Annotated in this window: 13 protein-coding genes; 4 read left to right on the top strand and 9 right to left on the bottom strand. The window is 47.6% G+C overall.

Annotated features, from left to right (window positions below):
• The first annotated feature begins 29 nt into the window (after positions 1 to 29).
• Positions 30 to 2,513, top strand: coding sequence for a YfhO family protein (locus BUR42_RS04935; RefSeq protein ID WP_074240453.1), 2,484 nt, complete (start codon positions 30 to 32; stop codon positions 2,511 to 2,513).
• Here the strand turns inward: BUR42_RS04935 and BUR42_RS04930 are convergent.
• The 4 genes from BUR42_RS04930 to BUR42_RS04915 are packed head-to-tail and all read right to left on the bottom strand — an operon-like array spanning position 2,510 to position 6,254.
• Positions 2,510 to 3,427, bottom strand: a complete 918-nt coding sequence (locus BUR42_RS04930) for a glycosyltransferase family 2 protein (protein WP_074238164.1) — start codon at positions 3,425 to 3,427, stop codon at positions 2,510 to 2,512. The genes BUR42_RS04935 and BUR42_RS04930 overlap by 4 nt on opposite strands.
• Complete coding sequence (locus BUR42_RS04925; protein WP_074238163.1) at positions 3,424 to 4,584, bottom strand: glycosyltransferase family 4 protein; 1,161 nt, start codon at positions 4,582 to 4,584, stop codon at positions 3,424 to 3,426. The genes BUR42_RS04930 and BUR42_RS04925 overlap by 4 nt, the downstream gene beginning before the upstream one ends.
• The gene (locus BUR42_RS04920; protein ID WP_074238162.1) at positions 4,584 to 5,396 is read right to left on the bottom strand and encodes a glycosyltransferase family 2 protein; all 813 of its coding nucleotides are present in this window, start codon (positions 5,394 to 5,396) and stop codon (positions 4,584 to 4,586) included. Before BUR42_RS04920 ends, BUR42_RS04925 begins: the two co-directional genes overlap by 1 nt.
• Positions 5,397 to 5,399: 3 nt before the next feature.
• Complete coding sequence (locus BUR42_RS04915) at positions 5,400 to 6,254, bottom strand: alpha-1,2-fucosyltransferase (RefSeq protein WP_074240452.1); 855 nt, start codon at positions 6,252 to 6,254, stop codon at positions 5,400 to 5,402.
• 75 nt (positions 6,255 to 6,329) lie between these two features.
• Between BUR42_RS04915 and BUR42_RS04910 the strand changes: the two genes are divergently transcribed.
• The gene (locus tag BUR42_RS04910; protein WP_074238161.1) at positions 6,330 to 7,823 is read left to right on the top strand and encodes a polysaccharide biosynthesis C-terminal domain-containing protein; all 1,494 of its coding nucleotides are present in this window, start codon (positions 6,330 to 6,332) and stop codon (positions 7,821 to 7,823) included.
• Here BUR42_RS04910 and BUR42_RS04905 read toward each other — a convergent pair.
• From BUR42_RS04905 to BUR42_RS04890, 4 genes are all read right to left on the bottom strand, one after another.
• Complete coding sequence (locus BUR42_RS04905; protein ID WP_074238160.1) at positions 7,812 to 8,597, bottom strand: family 6 glucosyltransferase; 786 nt, start codon at positions 8,595 to 8,597, stop codon at positions 7,812 to 7,814. The two genes, BUR42_RS04910 and BUR42_RS04905, sit on opposite strands and share 12 nt — an antisense overlap.
• Entirely contained in the window at positions 8,594 to 9,328 is a 735-nt protein-coding gene (locus tag BUR42_RS04900; RefSeq protein ID WP_074238159.1) for a class I SAM-dependent methyltransferase, read from the bottom strand. The genes BUR42_RS04905 and BUR42_RS04900 overlap by 4 nt, the downstream gene beginning before the upstream one ends.
• A gap of 6 nt (positions 9,329 to 9,334) precedes the next feature.
• Entirely contained in the window at positions 9,335 to 10,219 is an 885-nt protein-coding gene (locus tag BUR42_RS04895) for a class I SAM-dependent methyltransferase (RefSeq protein WP_074238158.1), read from the bottom strand.
• A 124-nt stretch (positions 10,220 to 10,343) separates the two neighbouring features.
• On the bottom strand, positions 10,344 to 11,018 hold the full coding sequence (locus BUR42_RS04890; protein ID WP_084185405.1) for a C40 family peptidase: 675 nt from the start codon (positions 11,016 to 11,018) through the stop codon (positions 10,344 to 10,346).
• An 80-nt stretch (positions 11,019 to 11,098) separates the two neighbouring features.
• On the opposite strand from BUR42_RS04890, the gene dnaE reads away from it, so the two are divergent.
• Together dnaE and trxA are read left to right on the top strand one after the other, a co-directional pair.
• Positions 11,099 to 14,737, top strand: a complete 3,639-nt coding sequence (dnaE, locus tag BUR42_RS04885; RefSeq protein WP_074238157.1) for a DNA polymerase III subunit alpha — start codon at positions 11,099 to 11,101, stop codon at positions 14,735 to 14,737.
• A 106-nt stretch (positions 14,738 to 14,843) separates the two neighbouring features.
• Entirely contained in the window at positions 14,844 to 15,161 is a 318-nt protein-coding gene (gene trxA, locus BUR42_RS04880) for a thioredoxin (RefSeq protein ID WP_074238156.1), read from the top strand.
• Positions 15,162 to 15,215: 54 nt separating this feature from the next.
• Here trxA and BUR42_RS04875 read toward each other — a convergent pair whose 3' ends face one another.
• Positions 15,216 to 17,903, bottom strand: a complete 2,688-nt coding sequence (locus BUR42_RS04875) for a T9SS type B sorting domain-containing protein (protein ID WP_074238155.1) — start codon at positions 17,901 to 17,903, stop codon at positions 15,216 to 15,218.
• Positions 17,904 to 18,078: the final 175 nt, after the last annotated feature.

Here is an 18,078-nt window from a genome sequence, read left to right as displayed (position 1 = left end):
ATTCTTTAAAATTAAACCTGAAATACCCGATGAAGCAAAACTGGCAAAAAGCTGTTCTTCCGCATGTGTATGCCATCCTTATTTTCCTGGCATTGTCTTTCGTATTTTGCTTTCCGGTATTGAATGGGCTGGAGATCAAACAGCACGATACCGTTCAATGGCAGGCCATGAGCCAGGAGGCCCGTGCCTATAAAGATAGTACCGGTATCAATCCTATCTGGACCAACGCCATGTTTGGCGGGATGCCTACTTACCAGATCTTCATGGCACAGGATAACTACACCTATCACCTGCATACCCTGCTCACCCTGGGTTTGCCTAAGCCGGTGAATTTCTTTTTCCTGGCCATGCTGGGATTCTATATCCTTTTGCAGGTGATGCGTTTCCGCCAATGGGTGACCATTCTCGGCGCTATTGCCTTTGCTTTTGCTTCTTATACGCCTATCATTATATCTGCAGGGCACGATACCAAGATGTTCACGATCGCCTATATGGCGCCTTTACTGGCGGGGATCCTCCTCACCTACCGGGGCCGGTACCTGATCGGGGGCATCATTACCTGTATCACCCTTTGCCTCATGATCACCTCGGGCCACTACCAGATGGTATATTATATGCTGCTGCTTTGCCTGTTCATTGGTATTGCACATCTTGTAAATGCTATCCGCCAGAAGCAGGTGCCGCAATATGTTAAAGCCACTGCCGTGCTGCTTTTCTTTGGTGCTTTGTCCGTATTACCTTCTACTGTAAGCATATGGACCACCACTGAATTCAGCAAGTTCACCATGCGTGGCGGGCATTCTGAATTAACACCCCCTCCGGGCCAGGAAAGTGATAAATCTGCCGGCGGCCTGGATAAAGGATATGCTTTCCAATGGAGCCAGGGGCCTTTTGAAACACTCACTATCCTCTCTCCCAACTTATATGGCGGCCCTACTTACGGACCGCTGAGTACTTCCAGCAAAACCTATAAAGCTATCACCCAATTGGGCGTACCACAGGTTCAGGCTGAACAGATCGTAGAGAACATGCCGCGTTACTGGGGGCCGCAACCTATGGTGGATGGCGGTATCTACTGGGGCGCCGTGATCATTTTCCTGTTTGTACTGGCGCTCTTTGTGGTGAAGAGCTTTCACAAATGGTGGATCCTTGCAGGCTGTATACTGGGTGTATTCCTGGCCTGGGGCGATCATTTCGCCATCTTCAACTATTTCATTTTTGATCACCTTCCTTTATACAACAAGTTCCGTGCACCTTCCCAGGCATTGGTATTACCACAATTGCTGGTACCCTTCCTGGCCTGCTGGGCATTGAACGATGTGGTGACCAACGCCATCAATAAAGACCTGCTGCTGAAGCAACTCAAGAAAACGGTATATATCACCGGCGGCCTTTGCCTGCTGTTGCTGGTAGCTTCTTTTGGCATGCTGGATTTCAGCTCTGCCACAGACCCTGCAAAAGGTTTCTATCAGCAATTCACCGGCGGTAACCCGCAAGCTATGGATACCTTATTGAATGCCATGATAGAGGACCGTGCTTCACTGATGCGGATAGATACTTTCCGTACCCTGGCAATCATATTACTCTCTGCTGGTTTGATCTGGGCTTTCATTAAACAGAAGATCCAGATGGGCCAGTTCCTGGCCGCGCTCACGATCATCGTAGCGCTGGACCAGATGCTGATAGATAGCCGTTACCTGGGTAAAAGGTTCTACGTAACACCTACCGATTATAAAAGCTCCTTTGCTCCCAGCCCGGTAGACCAGGCTATCAAGCAGGATACGGATCCTTACTACCGTGTATTCAACACCGTTAATTTCATGGATGCCATGAGTTCTTATCATCACAGGTCAGTAGGCGGTTACAGCCCGGTGAAACTCGCGCGCTTCCAGGACCTGATAGATCATCAGATCAGCAAAGGCAATCCGCACGTGATCAATATGCTGAATGCCAAATACATCATCTTTGCAGATAATAATCCACAAGGGCAGCAGCAGCTGGCTTACCAGGTAAACCCCGGTGCATTAGGTAATGCGTGGTTTGTAGACAGCCTTGTATGGGCAAAAAATGCAGACGATGAAATGAAAGCGCTGGACAGCCTGCCCACCGATCATGCTGCCGTAATAGATGTTCGGTTCAAACCGGAACTCAATGGCCTCGCACCGGCTAAAGATTCCAGCAGTCGTATTAAACTCACGAAATACGGTTTAAATCAGCTGGATTATACAAGCTCCAACAGTAAACCAGGTTTTGCGGTATTCTCTGATATTTACTATCCTGCCGGCTGGAATGTATATATAGATGGCAAGAAAGATGAGATCGTTCGGGTGAACTACCTGTTGCGTGGTGTGAAAATACCCGCAGGCGATCATAAGATAGAAATGAAATTTGAGCCGCGCTCTTATTACCTCGGTAATGCCATCACACGCTGGTCCTCCATATTAATGCTGTTAATACTGGCAGGTGCTATTGCATTTGAAATAAGGAAAAGTGTGAAATCACAACAAGCTTAATACCACAAACGGGCTTTTACAGCCTTCAGATATTTCCGGGCGGCAGCATGTAATGGCTGCCGCTTTTCTTTGCCTGGTATCCGGATGATCTCTATCCAGCCCTTGAACCACTCCGTCCAGTTCCAGGCACTCTTTTGCAGGAATTCAAGGGACCACATAGCCGCCGTGCTGATAAAGTAAACAAAAGGCAGATAACGGTAGGCCACTTTACTTTTGTTGATCCACAACATCTTCATTTTGATCATCTGCGGCGTACGCCCCAGCGGAGATTCATTATGCAGCACTACAATGTCTGCCGTATATGCTATGGAATAACCCAGGTTGATGACCCGGTAGCTAAGATCATATTCTTCCATACCATAAAAGAAATCTACAGGGTATAAACCTGCTTTATCATACACTTCTTTTCGGATGGCATGCCCGCAGCCAATGTAATATGGGGCCAGGAACTGTGCTTTATCTTTATACGCTTCAAATTGTTTGTGCGGAAAAGCATTCACCTGCATTTGCCCGGTACTGGCATACAGTACTTTAAAACAAAGGATGCCGGTGTTATTAGAGGTAAGGTAAGCAGCATGAAAGGCAGCCACGATCTGCACCAGCGCATCTTTATCCCTGAACCAGGCATCATCATCTATCGTTACCAGCAAAGGTGCTTTTGCCTGTGTTATCCCTGCATTACGTCCCCTGGCCACACCCAGGTTCTCCTGCGAATACTGGTAACGGAAAGGGATCTCCGGATGTGCGGCAATGAATTGTTCTACCGGGCCATAGTCTGCCGTGGAAGCATTATTGATGATGATCACTTCTTCCAGTAACTCCGCAGCCTGTTGCTGCTCCGTAATATTACGCAGCAGTATTCCCAGGTCTTCCGGGCGGTTATACGTGATGATGATGATGGATAATTGCTTCATAATAACAGCTTACGATAGGCCTGCGCAAAGTCGTTCATGCCAAAATGTTCCTGCGCATAGGCGATATTGTTCCGGGCAATGGTTTCCAGCAGTGAGGGATCTGATTGCCAGATCTCCAGCAGGTCTGCCGCCAGGCTTACGAGTTCTTTTTCTTTTTTGGTATGGTCCAGCAGAAAACCGTTCTCCCCGTTCTTCACATGATACGGAATATCTCCCACATCTGTTGACAGCACAGCCAGTCCGCGCGCCATCGCTTCCATGATCACCATCGGGAAACCTTCCCGGGAAGAAGTGATCACAATCACCTGGTGTTCGCGGTAGATGCGGTCTATGGCAACAGCATCTGTTTGCTCCCCGTAAAAATGGCAATAAGTGCGCAATTCTGCAGGGATGGCTTCCTCCACCGCACCCATAAAACCGGCGATGGTCTTTGCCTGCTGTGCAATGCGGGCCACGAGGTATGGGCGTTTTTCCGCAGTGCCGCGGCCCACGTAAAGCATCAGGTTGGAAGGCCTTGGCGGTTGCACTGCCGGTAACGGTATCCCGTTCATCACCAGTTGTATCTTATCAGCATAGCTTTTAGGGATCTTATACGCTTTATACAAAGCAATATGTTCCCGTATACTATCGCGGCTGATCATTACCGTTGCTGTATAAAAAGGAATAAAAGGAATACGGATATAAGAAAAACTACAGAAAGAATGAATAAGCTCTACCTGCCGGATACGGGCCGGTACATGCGGACTGAGCTTATAGGCGAAATTACATTGCCCGTTAAACACCACAGGGGCTTTCACCTGCCTGCTGATATAAGCAGCAATGATACCGCGGAAGACCAGGTTATTAAAGTACAGGTACTTGTTATCCGTATAACGGGAAATATTCCGGATGGTGATGTTGCTACCTTTAAACTTCGGCAGCATGGCATCGTTCACGGATCTTTTGGTGAAGAAGATGATCACCTTTTTCTCCGGGAATAACTGTGCTATTTCACTGTGTACTTTTTCCGCACCGCCCACATGGTAAAAGGGAAAGAACAAAAAGAGATCGTATTCTTCAGGCAATGGTCTGAAATATGCTATCAGTCTGCCCAGTAAGGCAAACGGGAAAATAAAGATCCCTTCTATCCGTCTTTTTAAAATGAGCCACTGATACATTACATCCTTTGTTTGATCCATTTAACGATACCTGTGATACCATCTTTGCACATGCCCGCCACTACCCTGGCATCAAAACCATTGAAGCGGCCTTTCGCCAGCCTGGCTGCCAGGTAACGTCTTTTGCAATGGAACTGTTTAAAGAAAAGGTTCTGCCGTTTGATATTCACAGCGGTGACAGACGCACTGTGTACCCGGTAAAGCAATAATGTTTCCGGTACTTTCTCCATCACTTCTCCCTCCGCCTGCATGCGCAGCCAGAGATCATAATCTTCTATATGCTGCTGTGCAGGATTGTACAAATATTGTTTTAATACGGCCGTTCTTATCATAATACCCGGGTGCGCCATACAATTGATGTAAGGCAGCGTTTGGGTTATTTGTGTGGCGGTATAATTATCCCGGTCTGCCGGCCAGGTACCCGTTTCCACACCTTCCTCATTAATAAAAGTGATAAAGCAGCCAACCAGTGCCGTTTGCGGATAGGCTTCCAGCCAGGCAGCCTGTTTGGCAAAACGTTCGGGCAGGCAGATATCATCCGCATCTATCCGGGCAATATAAGTGCCCCTGGCTTCTGCGATCCCGCGGTTCAGCGTACCCACCAGTCCCATATTGGGATGATGGAAATAACGTATCCGGCTATCCGAAAAAGACCGGATCAGCTGTTCACTTTCATCCGTTGAACCGTCGTTGAGCACCAGCAATTCAAAGTTCCCTTCCGTTTGCGCAAGGATGCTTTGCAGGGTAGCTGCAATGAACGCGGCACTGTTATAGACCGGTAATAGAACTGATATGAGTGGTGATCCGGACATATGTTATATGCTGTGCCAGCTGGCGGGAATAAGGTCTTTTGCACTCAGGGTGTCTACAGCAAACCATTTAGCAGGTGCAACTACCCGTTTCTCTTTATACCTGTTCAACCAGGCTGCCCACCAGCTAAAGCTACTGTTGGCAATGATCTGATGCCTGCAATGGCTCATCAGGAAGAGGTCTTCATACTGGGTATGGCTCAGTTCCCCGCTTACGATCTCGTAGGCAATACCTGCCGGAAGATTATCTTTTACCCAGGCAGGGTCGTTTGTAAAAATATAGAATTTCGCCTGCGGATGATGTGTAAGCATGTATGCCGCAGCAGCATCGTAATAAGCCGGTTCACAGATCCCATGATAAGCCGCGGTGGCGGCATCCGTATAATCGCCCCGGCGGAAATGCATGGCAATACTTTCCGTTGCCTGTAATTCAGCAGCTTTGTTCAGCACCTGTTGTGAAAAAGGAATGGCGAAAGTGAAATCCTTCAGGATAGTATCCTGCACGGGTTCAAAATAACGCCAGCTTTGCCAGTATCCCCTCAGGTATACAGGAGGGCTCGCCCGGAAGAAATAAGGATCGAATTCATAATGAGGCTCTTTATAGACCCTGCGGAATTGCACCGGCAATACCCGGTTGAGTACTTTGCCGATCGTTCCGGGCCGGAAGGCTGCCAGGTCTTCAGGCCCGGCTACAGCTGCTGTTATGTTTAACCCGTTCAACGCATACATGCCGGCCTGCCGGGGTTCGTAGCTGGCAGGGTCCAGCAACAGGGGTACACGGTATTTTAAAGCCAGGGAGCGGCCAGCTGCATACTGGAACATCTGGTTGCCCAGGCCGCCTTTCAGTTGAACAAGGATCAAAGCTTTCTCATTTTGGCCGTAAAAATATCTATTTTCGCGTTCATTATTATTGATTACGCTTCCGGAGCCAATTTTATGGGAATAATCAGAAATCAAAGTATCCGCTCTTCCATCATTACCTATATAGGTTTTGCTATTGGTGCTTTGAATGCTTACCTCTTCAGTACATACGTACCTCCTGAGATATATGGCCTTACCAGGATCTTCTTCAGCACTTCCATGATCTTTTATGCCTTTGCCTCTTTTGGCACGGCTACACTGCTCAATAAGTTCTATCCATATTACCGGGATTATCTGCCCATCAAACGCAGGGACCTCTTTGGCATTGTACTGATCGTAAGCATGACGGGCTTCCTGCTCGTAACAGCAGGTACGATAGTATTCCACGATCTGATCGAACGCAAATACCAGCTGGCGCCTTTATTCCTGCAATATTTCTATCTCATTTATCCTTTTTCTTTTTTCCTGTTACTGTTCACACTCTTTGAGAACTTCAGCTATAACCACTATAAGTCTGTTTTCCCGATCTTTTTAAAGGAAGTATTACTGCGTGCCCTCACTTCCATCCTGATCGTTGTACTGGTGTTCCAGCTGTTCACCACGGTACAGTTCATCTGGGCATTTGCTTTTTTATATGCCGTGCTCTTTTTTGCCCTGCTATTGTACCTGAAATCGCAGGACACCCTTTACTTCTCTTTCAAAACAAGCAGCGTCACCAGGCGGCTGGCCAATAAGATGATGACGTTCAATCTCTGGATCTTTGGCGGCAGCATCTTCAATGCTGTGCAACAGAACATAGACGCGATGCTGATCACCAGTACCAAAGGGCTTTCTTATACCGCCGTACTGGAATTCAATACTTACGTGAGCAATGTGATACAGGTACCGCAGCGGAGCGTAGTGGCCATTGCCGTACCTGTGCTGGCCAAAGCCTGGAAAGACAGGGATATGCATGCCATTCAGCGGATCTATAAACGCTCTTCCATGACCATGCTTATTTTTTCGCTGCTGATCTTTATGATGATCTGGCTCAACCTGGAATCCGCTTACAAGATCCTGGGCTTAAACCCCTTGTATTGGGAAGGCCGTTACATCATTCTTTTCTACGGCGTGAGCAGGATCATAGAATTAGGCGCAGGTGTGAACGGGCAGATCATTGGCACTTCCAATATGTGGCGTTTTGATTTTGTGTCCAACCTCATCCTGATCGCTTTGAGCGTTCCCCTCACCTACCTGTTCATTAAACACCTGGGCATCACAGGCCCCGGCATTTCGCAACTGATCACCATCTTCCTCTTCACACTTATACGCTATAGCTTCCTGGCACGTATGTACCAGTTACAGCCCTTCACCATGAAGACCCTGTATGTGGTGCTGCTGGCCCTGCTGGGCTGGGTAGTTGCCTATTACCTGATTGTTCCGGAAAATCATTACCTCCGGGTAATACTGCGTACTGCCTGGTTCATGGCGGTGTTCCTGGGGCCCATTATCTTCTTTGAATGGTCGCAGGATGTTACGGAAACATGGCACAAAGGTTTGGCTATCGTGCGGAAATACTTAAGAAAATAAACGTTTGATCTTGCGGATAATGAGTTGAAATGTATTCAGCGGTGCTTCCGGTGTGGTCTGGCGCATAAAATCGCTGCCGCCGAACCGGCCTTTATCCCGCATCAGGATGGCCTTTTCAAAAGGCAGGTCCCAACCTTCAGGGTATGCATAACCGGGTGTTAGTACTTTAGGATGTTTATTCGCCACGTATTTATTAAGCTGTGACTCATCATGCCAGATGGCAATGATGCCGTTATCGAGGTCTTTCTGCGTGTTCTCCGTTAATTGCCTGATCAGTTGCAGGTAAGCCTTGCCCGTACCGCCATTCAGGCATCCCTGGAAATACTGGTGGCGCTCGTTGGAAGGCATATAGGCAGTGGACTTCTTCTGTGTTTTTTCATAAGGGAATGCTTTCAGCGGTTTGTTATAATAACCGGGATGTAATACCACGGTTAAACCATCTTCTGCATCGGTTGGTAATATTTCTGCTGCTGTTATGGGTTTGATGAATTCTGTATTGGCATTGAAGAAAAAGATATAATCAAAAGCCGCCAGTTCTTTTTCCACGCGGGAAAAGATGCTGAAGCGCATCAACGTATCATAGGGCCAGCCCAGCTTTTGTTGGTGATGTACATGTACGTTCTGCGCATCTTTGAATGGCAGGTCTGCATCATCCGTAAATACAAAATATGCTTTCTCTGCACCCGGCACAAAGTACTGTTCCGCGCTTGTATAAAAATCCTTCCAGAAAATACTGTACTTGCCGGTACAGATAAACAGTAACGCTATCTTCATGCTTTACGCTTTTGAGCCAGGATGCCGCAATAGGGAGATTGAAACGCAGCATCCGGCAACTGCCTTAACAGCGGCGTGAGCTTATGTACCACTTTATTGCCCAGCTTCTGCAGGGAGCTGCGCTCCTGTACATCGTACCAGTAATCGAAGCGGCCAAAGTATCCGGCAAATTGCACATCATATCCCAATTGCTCCAGCTGCGCTTTCCAGAGATATGGTTTCATGGAAGGCAGGTAATGGCGGTCCAGGTTTCCTTTATCCAGGTTCCGGTGCAGGAACTGCTGCAGCCCTCCACGGAAATTAGGCGTGGTGATCATCAGCTTCCCACCGGGCTTCAGCAGCTTATCGTGCAGTGCAATGATCTCCTGGAAATTCTGAAAGTGTTCTATGAATCCAAAAGAGCATACCATATCATACCTGTCTGTGGTGTTGGCTGCATAGGCCAGCACATCCCCTTTTTCCAGCATACCGGTTTGCACGCCCTCCTTTTGCAGCCAGGCCCTGAAACCTTCATCCATATTGGGCGCAAGGTCCATCCCGTTCACAACAAACCCCATCTTTCCCAGGTGTGCTATATATCTTCCGGGATAACATCCCAGCTCAAATAACTGGCCTCCTTTTTCCAGGTAAGCGGCATGTTTATTCATCCATTGGGTAACGATATCATTTGCCACAAAATAGGTGAAGCTGTTGTAGCTGTCGTCCCAGTATTTTTGCTCTACCAGATCCATGCTTGGTTATTTTACTTTCCTGAAAAAATCTTTTAGCCCGTTGCCGTAATCTTTGGTGATCACCTGCAGCCTTTTGTTCCTGATACCCGTGCGCCAGTGCCGGATCCTGCTCTTCAATGTTTCGGGCAGCATAGCCGCGAGGGATTGAATGGCACTTTTGCTTTTAGCTTCCTGCGTACCCTCCTGCTGCCAGGCAAATTCATAATCGCTCTGCTGCGGAGTAGTGGTGAATAAAGGCTGATGCGCCGTTTTCTTTGCCAGCACCAGCAGGTAGGATTCCCGTGCATTTTGCAGCAGCACCCTGCTCTTCACTACTTTGGGATCAGGTACTTCATACCAGGGCGCAAAGGGCCGGGTGGTAGTGAAAAACATCTGTTCCATCACATAGCCGTTCTCAGGAGACAACACACGATAGAACAATTCGGGACTGAACTGGTAAAACCCATGCCCGAAAAAGTTATTGGTAATGGTGATGCTAAGGAAGTGGCCGCCCGGCTTTACCATTTTCATGGCATTACCGATGGCCTCCGGAAAGTTGAACACATGTTCCAGGGTACCGGCATCTATCACCAGGTCATACTGCTGTTCCAGCTCTGCCGGTATAGGTTTATTCAGATCGTGTACAATGGTGGCGTTTTCGTAAGTGGAGGCATCCATGCTATGCACGGTTGCAGCACCCAGGGAGCGGAGGAAAGGTTCCACATACGCAGGGTCTTCTTTGAGTATAGCCGCAGCTTCGCCGGCGGGCCGGCCATTCTTTTCCAGGCATTTCTGCAGATCCGGGGCATCCAGGTAGTAATTATGGCGCCCCAGCATGAGTGTTTTCGTAAAGTTGACGTTCTTCTTTTTGGCAAAGAACAGGAAATTAACTGCAGCAATATCAAAACCCATAAATATCAGATTGCTTTAAAATGGGGCAAAAATACAAAAGTCAACCTGCATTTAATGATAATATGAAAAACAAGCGTTAATTGATCTGCGGCGTGCTCGTTAATTGATCCTGCCACATGCTCCCTTAATTGATCCTGCCGGCACCGGCATAGTACCTTACCCAGTAAGATTCCCGCAGATCGCTGATCATAACTCCCGCGCTGGAAGAGGCATGTACAAAGCGGTCGTTCTCCAGGTAGATACCCACATGGGAAATACGCTTTTTGCGGTTAATGGCAAAGAATACCAGGTCGCCTAATTGGAGCTCACCGCGTTTATGGAGTTTTTTCACCTGGCTATAGAGCTGCACGGAATTGCCCATCAGGTTGATCTGGAAAACGGCAGCCATGAGTGTGTTTACAAAATTGGAGCAGTCGATGCCGCTTTTGGAACTTCCTCCCATCTGGTAAGGAGTGCCCCACCATTCTTCAATGAAACCGAAAAGTTTTTCATTCACCACATTTTCCACCGGCAGGTCCAGCAGCTGGGCATATTTAAATTGCCAGGGCCGGGCTTCTTCAATACTGTTTACACCGGTAGGTACGGAGGAAATGGGCGTATTGCGGTTTTTTGTACGGTGTTCAGAAGTTTTACCTTCACGGGAAGTGGCAATGCCGTCAATAAAGACCAATTTTTCATTTGCAGGTTTTGCCGTTGTTTCTTTTGCCGTTTCCTGCCGAGGCTTCAGCAGTGCGCAACTTCCCAGCAGGAGTGCGCATATTGGCAATATCAGATACATTTTCCCCGTTCTTCTAATCATGAACACCAGTTTTAAAAGTCTGCAATATAAAAAAAATGTCGATTTTTGCCGTTTAGTCTGCTTCCATACAATCTGAAAAAATGAAATTTTCTCACCTGCACGTGCATACGCAGTTCTCACTGCTGGACGGAGCTGCCGATATTAAGTCGCTCTACAAGAAATCAATGGCGGATAACATGCCCGCTCTTGCCATCACTGACCATGGCAACATGTTCGGTGCATTTCAATTTGTTGCAGAAGCATACAATAACAAGTTAAATCCGGAAGATCCAAAGGATAAACGTCTGAAAGTGAAGCCTATTGTGGGCTGCGAATTTTATGTGGTGGAGAACCGCCACAAGCGCCAGTTTACAAGGGAAGAAAAAGATGCACGTTACCACCAGGTGATGCTCGCAAAGGATGATGTAGGTTACCGCAATCTCATCAAACTTTGTTCTCTCGGATTCACAGAAGGGCTGTATGGTAAATATCCGCGTATCGATAAAGAACTGATCCTTCAACATCATGAGGGGCTGATCGCTACCACCTGCTGCCTGGGTGCTTCCGTTCCAAGGACCATTCTGCGTCATGGAGAAGAAGCCGGAGAAAAAGAGTTCAAATGGTGGCTGGATATCTTTGGAGAAGACTTCTACGTAGAACTGCAACGCCACGGCATACCTGAACAGATCACCGTGAATGAAGTGCTGGTAAGGTTTGCACATAAATACAATGTGAAGATCATTGCCTCCAACGACTCTCACTATGTAGAAAAGAAAGACGCCAACGCACACGACATCCTGCTTTGTATCAACACCGGCGAAAAGAAAAGTACACCTACCATGAAAGACTTTTCTGACGACGATGTGATGACGAAGAATAAACGTTTCGCATTTTATAACGATGAGTTCTTTTTCAAGACCACGGATGAAATGACGAAACTGTTCGCTGATCTTCCGCAGGCGATAGACAATACAAACGAGATCGTTGATAAGATAGAGCTGCTGGACCTCAAGCGGGATATCCTCCTGCCCAACTTCCCCATCCCTGCCAATTTTTTCACGCAGGATCAATACCTCCGCCATATTACCATGGAAGGTGCGCATCAGCGTTATGCAGAGATGACGGCGGAGATAGAAGAACGTATCAACTTTGAGCTGGATGTTATTGAGAAGATGGGGTTTGCCGGGTACTTCCTCATTGTATCGGACTTTATTAAAGCCGGTCGTGATCTCGGTGTATTCATCGGCCCGGGCCGTGGTTCTGCAGCAGGATCTGCCGTAGCTTACTGCATTGGTATAACCAATATTGACCCTATTAAATACGATCTGCTGTTTGAGCGTTTCCTTAACCCGGAACGTAAGAGCATGCCCGATATTGATACGGACTTTGATGATGAAGGCCGTCAGAAAGTAATTGATTACGTTGTTCAGAAATACGGCAAGCAACAGGTAGCACAGATCATCACCTATGGTACCATGGCCGCTAAAATGAGTATCAAGGACGTTGCCCGTGTAATGGACCTGCCGCTCATGGAATCCAACATGCTGGCCAAAATGGTACCGGATAAACCCGGTATTCAGCTCTCCCGCATTTTTAATGCGCCGCTGGAAGGTGAAAAGAGCCTCCAGGAGAAAGAGGGACTGGCCGGTGAGGATATTGAGAATGTAAAGAAACTCCGGGAACTGATCAAAGGGAACGACCTTCAGGCAGAGGTACTCCGGGAAGCCTGCGTACTGGAAGGTTCCGTGCGGAACACCGGCATCCACGCAGCAGGTATCATCATTGCGCCGCAGGACCTCTCTGAACTGATCCCCGTTGCTGTAGCAAAAGATTCCGACCTGCTGGTGACCCAGTTTGAAGGAAATATCATTGAGAGCGCGGGTGTTATTAAGATGGACTTTTTGGGTCTGAAGACCCTCACCATTATTAAGAATGCCCTTCAGCTGATTAAAAAGAACCATGGCATAGACATCGTGATAGATGATATTCCGCTGGATGATGCACTTACATACGAATTATACCAGAAAGCAGAAACCAACGGTACGTTCCAGTTTGAAAGCCCGGGGATGCAGAAGTACCTCCGTGAGCTGAAGCCGGATAAATTTGCTGACCTTATTGCCATGAACGCCCTGTACCGCCCCGGCCCATTGGAGTACATCCCCACCTTTATCCGCCGTAAGCACGGATTGGAGCCGGTGATCTACGATGTACCCATCATGGAGGAATACCTCGCGGAAACCTACGGGATCAACGTATACCAGGAGCAGGTGATGCTGCTCAGCCAGAAGATGGCCAACTTCTCCAAAGGAGATGCGGACGTACTGCGGAAGGCCATGGGTAAGAAACAAAAAGCTGTACTGGATAAAATGAAAGCACAGTTCATGGCCGGCTGTAAAGAGAATGGCCATGATCTGAAAATGTGTGATAAGGTTTGGACAGACTGGGAAGCATTCGCCTCCTACGCTTTCAACAAATCCCACTCCACCTGTTACGCCTTTGTGGCTTACCAGACGGCTTACCTGAAAGCCCACTACCCTGCTGAATACATGGCCGCTGTGCTGAACAACGCCAGTAACCTGGAAAAGATCACCTTCTTCATGGAAGAATGTAAACGCATGGGCCTGGATGTATTACCACCTGATGTGAACGAATCTTATAAAGGGTTTGCCGTAAATAAAAAAGGCCAGGTACGTTTTGGACTGGCCGGCCTGAAAGGTGTGGGTGAAGCAGCTATTGAAAGTATTATTGAAGAGCGGGAAAAAGACGGGCCATACGCCACTATTTTCGATATGGTGAAACGGGTGAACCAGCGTGCCGTGAACAAGAAATCCATGGAAGCCCTGGCCATGTCCGGCGCTTTCGACTGCTTTCCGGAACTGCACCGGGCACAATATTTCTACAAAGCAGATGGCGACAATACCACCGGGCTGGATAAGATCGTGAAGTTCGGGCAGCAGGTTCAGGCCGGTAGCCAGAACTCCGGCGGCCTCTTTGGAGACGATATGATGCTGGACATCCAGCCTCCCAAGATCCCCAACTGCGATCAGTGGCCACTCACCATCAAACTTAATAACGAACGGGATGTAACAGGGATCTATATCTCCGGGCATCCGCTGGACGATTATAAGTTTGAGATGAAGTATTACAATATGAACACCATCCAGGAAGTGCTGGACTACCAGAACCTCATTTCCGTGGCTTCAGACAACAATAAAGGCCGGGAACGCTCCTTCCGTATGGCTGTTTTTGTGACCAGCGCAGTGGAAAGGATCTCCCGGAACAATAAACAGTTCGGGATCATGGCGCTGGAGGATATGACCGGGAAGTTCGAATTTGCCCTCTGGAGCGAGGATTACCTGAAATTCACTACCCATTTCAAGGCAGGGCTCTGTTTATATGTGAATGGCGCCTTCAAATCCAAGCGTTTTAACGAAAACGAGTACGAATTCAAGATCCAGGGCATGCACCTGCTCCAGGAGGTAAAAAGGGCACATACGAGGAAATTAGGGCTGGTTACCCAGCCGCAGCACATTACACCGGAGATAATCGACTTCCTGGTGGATAATGCGGCTAAAAACCCCGGAAAATGTGAGATTTACCTGCAGCTGATAGACCGGCAGGAAGATCTGACCGTAAAACTGCATACTTTTAACCGGCATATTGAGATGAATGACGAACTGGCGCAGTTTTTAATGAAACAGCCGGACATCGATATCTATATTGACACAATCAATAAGTAGGCGTGTCAAAAAAGCAGTACTTTTACACCGGTTTAGTTTTTGCATATATTGCAGCGCGAAACACAGAAACCAATCATAGAAATTATAAACTTTTAAATCTATAAAAATGGCTTTAGAATTCACAGATGCGAACTTTCAATCCAGTGTATTGAATTCGGATAAATTAACCGTGGTAGACTTTTGGGCAGAATGGTGTGGTCCTTGCCGCGCAATCGGACCAGTGATCGAAGAATTGTCTAAAGACTACGATGGTAAAGTGAACGTAGGTAAAGTGAATGTAGACAACAACCCTCAGATCTCCATGAACTACGGCATCACCAGTATCCCTGCTATCCTGTTCATCAAAAATGGCCAGGTGGTAGACAAGCAGGTGGGCGCTGTTCCAAGATCTGTACTGGAAAAGAAAATTCAGGCAAACCTCTAATCTTTTAGAGAAGCATAAAACTGAAAGGGCCACTCATGTGAGTGGCCTTTTTTATTACCGTATCAGGGTGAAAGAACCCTGTTTCTTTTCTATCACTATTTTTCCTGTATCATCCCAGAAACCATATTCTACCACGTAGATATAAGTGCCAATATCCGCTATAACATTATTGAACTTACCATCCCATCCTTTCCGGTGATCTGCGGTCTGATGCAGCAACTGCCCCCACCTGTTGTAAATGAGCATATGAAACACCACCAGCCCCTGGCTTTTAGGACGGAACAGATCGTTCACACCATCCCTGTTGGGAGAAAATGCAGTGGGCATCTGGAAAGACCTGTTATAAGTGAGCGTAACGTTCACTGTATCTGAAGTAACACAGTTAGTACCTGTAAGTGTACGTACAATATACCGCGTATCTCTCACAGGCCTCGCAGTGGTAATAGCACCGGTTAAACTGCTCAGCCCGCCGTCTATCGGTTCCCATACATAATCCGGCGCATTTTCTGCTCTCAGGATGATCTCATCTCCGATATTGATCGTTGTATCGTTATTAATGATACGCACGCGGTCTGTTCTGTTATTGGCAATACTGAAATCCGTTGTACTGCCGCAACCATTCACATCACTCACTGTTACGCTGTAATCACCTGCGGACAAACCCGTGAGCGTGGTATTGGAAGTGCCATCGCTCCACAGGATATCGTAAGGCGCTGTGCCGCCGGTGATGGTGATGCGTGCTGAACCATTTCCGTTGTCGCACATTTCATCCAGCGCTGCTACTGTACCTGCAACCTGTGCAGGTGTTACAAGGGTCACCATCTGGCTATCCAGGCAAACACCGTTCCGTGCATATATTTTATAGGTACCTCCGGCTAATCCTGTAAAGTCCGGTTGCGTTTGAAATGGCTGCGTTCCCAGCGCAAACTGAAATGGAGGAATACCCTGTGTTACCAACGCTGAAATAGTGCCATCCTGTAAACCGAAGCAGGTAGGGTTCTGCCCGGACGCTGTAAAACGAATGATCTTTGTATTATCAACGTTGATGACAAAAGTTTCTGTGGTGATACATCCAACTGCATCCCTTACGCTGATGGTATGATTTCCCTGCGCCAGGCCGGAGAATACATTACCGGTGGTTTCCGTTCCATTATCCAGGGTATATCTGTATGGCGCCGTGCCACCGGCCACGCCAATGGTAGCAGTACCCGTGGGATGCGTACAATCAATGTCCGTGGTAACAGGATTGATGACCAGGATATTATTGAACGTTACCTGTATCTGATCTGTTGCAGTACATCCGCCATTATCTACCGTTACATCATACAGCCCGGAAGTGGTCACAGATATTTGCTGTGTATTAGCACCGGTACTCCAGGAATAACGGCTGAATCCTCCGCCGGCATTCAGATTAACGGTAGCTCCATTGCAAACAATGATATCCGTTCCAAGCGATACAGCCGGAGGATCTACTACTACAATGTTCTTACAGAAGTTCTGCTGAAAAGGTGTTCCTTCATCTGTGATCAGGTTTACGGTATAATGCCCCGGCCGGGTATAATGAAAAGCAGGTGGTGTGGCGGTTGTTGCATTCGGAATACTGGCATCCGAACAACTCCTGAATGCCACACGGCTCATAGTGCCATTCTGCACATTTGGAATGAATGCATACAATTCATTGTCTACGCGGAACACAGAAGAAATGGAAGCGGGAAAAGCCAGTGTTGATCCCGGATTACCCAGGTCGGTACCACTGGGTGTTCCGGCTACCCCACCTGCAAAGTTTAACCTGGAAATAGAGGGTGTACCATTGAGGACACCATTCACCACCACGGCCATCGTCTGGCCGCACTCTTTCACAACACTGATATCCCTTGGATGATTAAATGCATTCCCTGGATTACCAAGGTCTACGGCAACAGGTGTGTTATTCAGCAAAGAAGTTCCGAAATTTAACCGGACCAGCTTATTGGAACCTTCATTGGTTACCAGGAGGTACCAGTTGGCATTTTCCTGCACCGCAAAAATACCGGAAGGCCTGTTCATCAATCCACTGAAATTACCCATGTTAAAACCAGTTGGCGGATTACTGAAATCAGTTCCAAAATCCAGCCGGGTAATAGTGGAATTTTCGAAGTTATTGGTGAAGCCATAATACCTTCCTCCTTCCTGGAAAATATACAGGTCTGTAGGATAAGCCATATTGCCCCTGTTCCCCCAGTTGGTAACGGAGGGTGCATTGTTAGCCAGGGAAGCCCCGAAATCCACTCTCACAATCCTGGAGCCCTGTGCCACAGTTCCCCCTACAATGATCGCATGCCAGCCTGTAGCATCCTGCACGATCTGGATACCCTCCCCGCTGGGCGGTACCAGGTTCAGGAGCCGGGTAGCCACCGGTGTGTTTAGCAAACTATTGCCGAAATCAAGTCTTATCAGGTCCGGATCCGTATTATTCACCACAAACACGTAGTAGTTATTCCCTTCTTTGGCAATAGCAGAGAATACCGGGTCTTTGAAATTCCCCCCGGGATTGCCAAGGTTCACCAGTTGAGGAGCGCTATACACCGTACCGGAACAAAAGTTCCATAAGTAATTGGTTACGCCGGTGGAAGTATTCTGAAGGTTGATGGGCTCATTGACGCAGACCGTATCCGGTGCCAGGAATCCTGCAGTTTGTGCGGTGGCTATATTGGGAATAAAGAGTACGCACAGGTAAATAAACAAACGGTTGAATCTTAACATACTAAGGTAAGGGTAAAGGCCACGCGAAATAATTGAAAAACCTGCCACAAGTTAACCATATAAAATTAATTTTCATATAACACCGCCGCATTATCAAATAAAATTGCAGGCCTTTTCTCTTCATATGGCTACTTTCCCTTATTTTGCTCTATAATATGCAACCTCACAATCAAAC

The sequence above is a fragment of the Chitinophaga niabensis genome (genome assembly GCF_900129465.1).
Classification (GTDB): domain Bacteria; phylum Bacteroidota; class Bacteroidia; order Chitinophagales; family Chitinophagaceae; genus Chitinophaga; species Chitinophaga niabensis.
The sequence above is the reverse complement of the archived record's forward strand: the minus strand, read 5'-3'. Positions and strand labels throughout refer to the sequence as shown.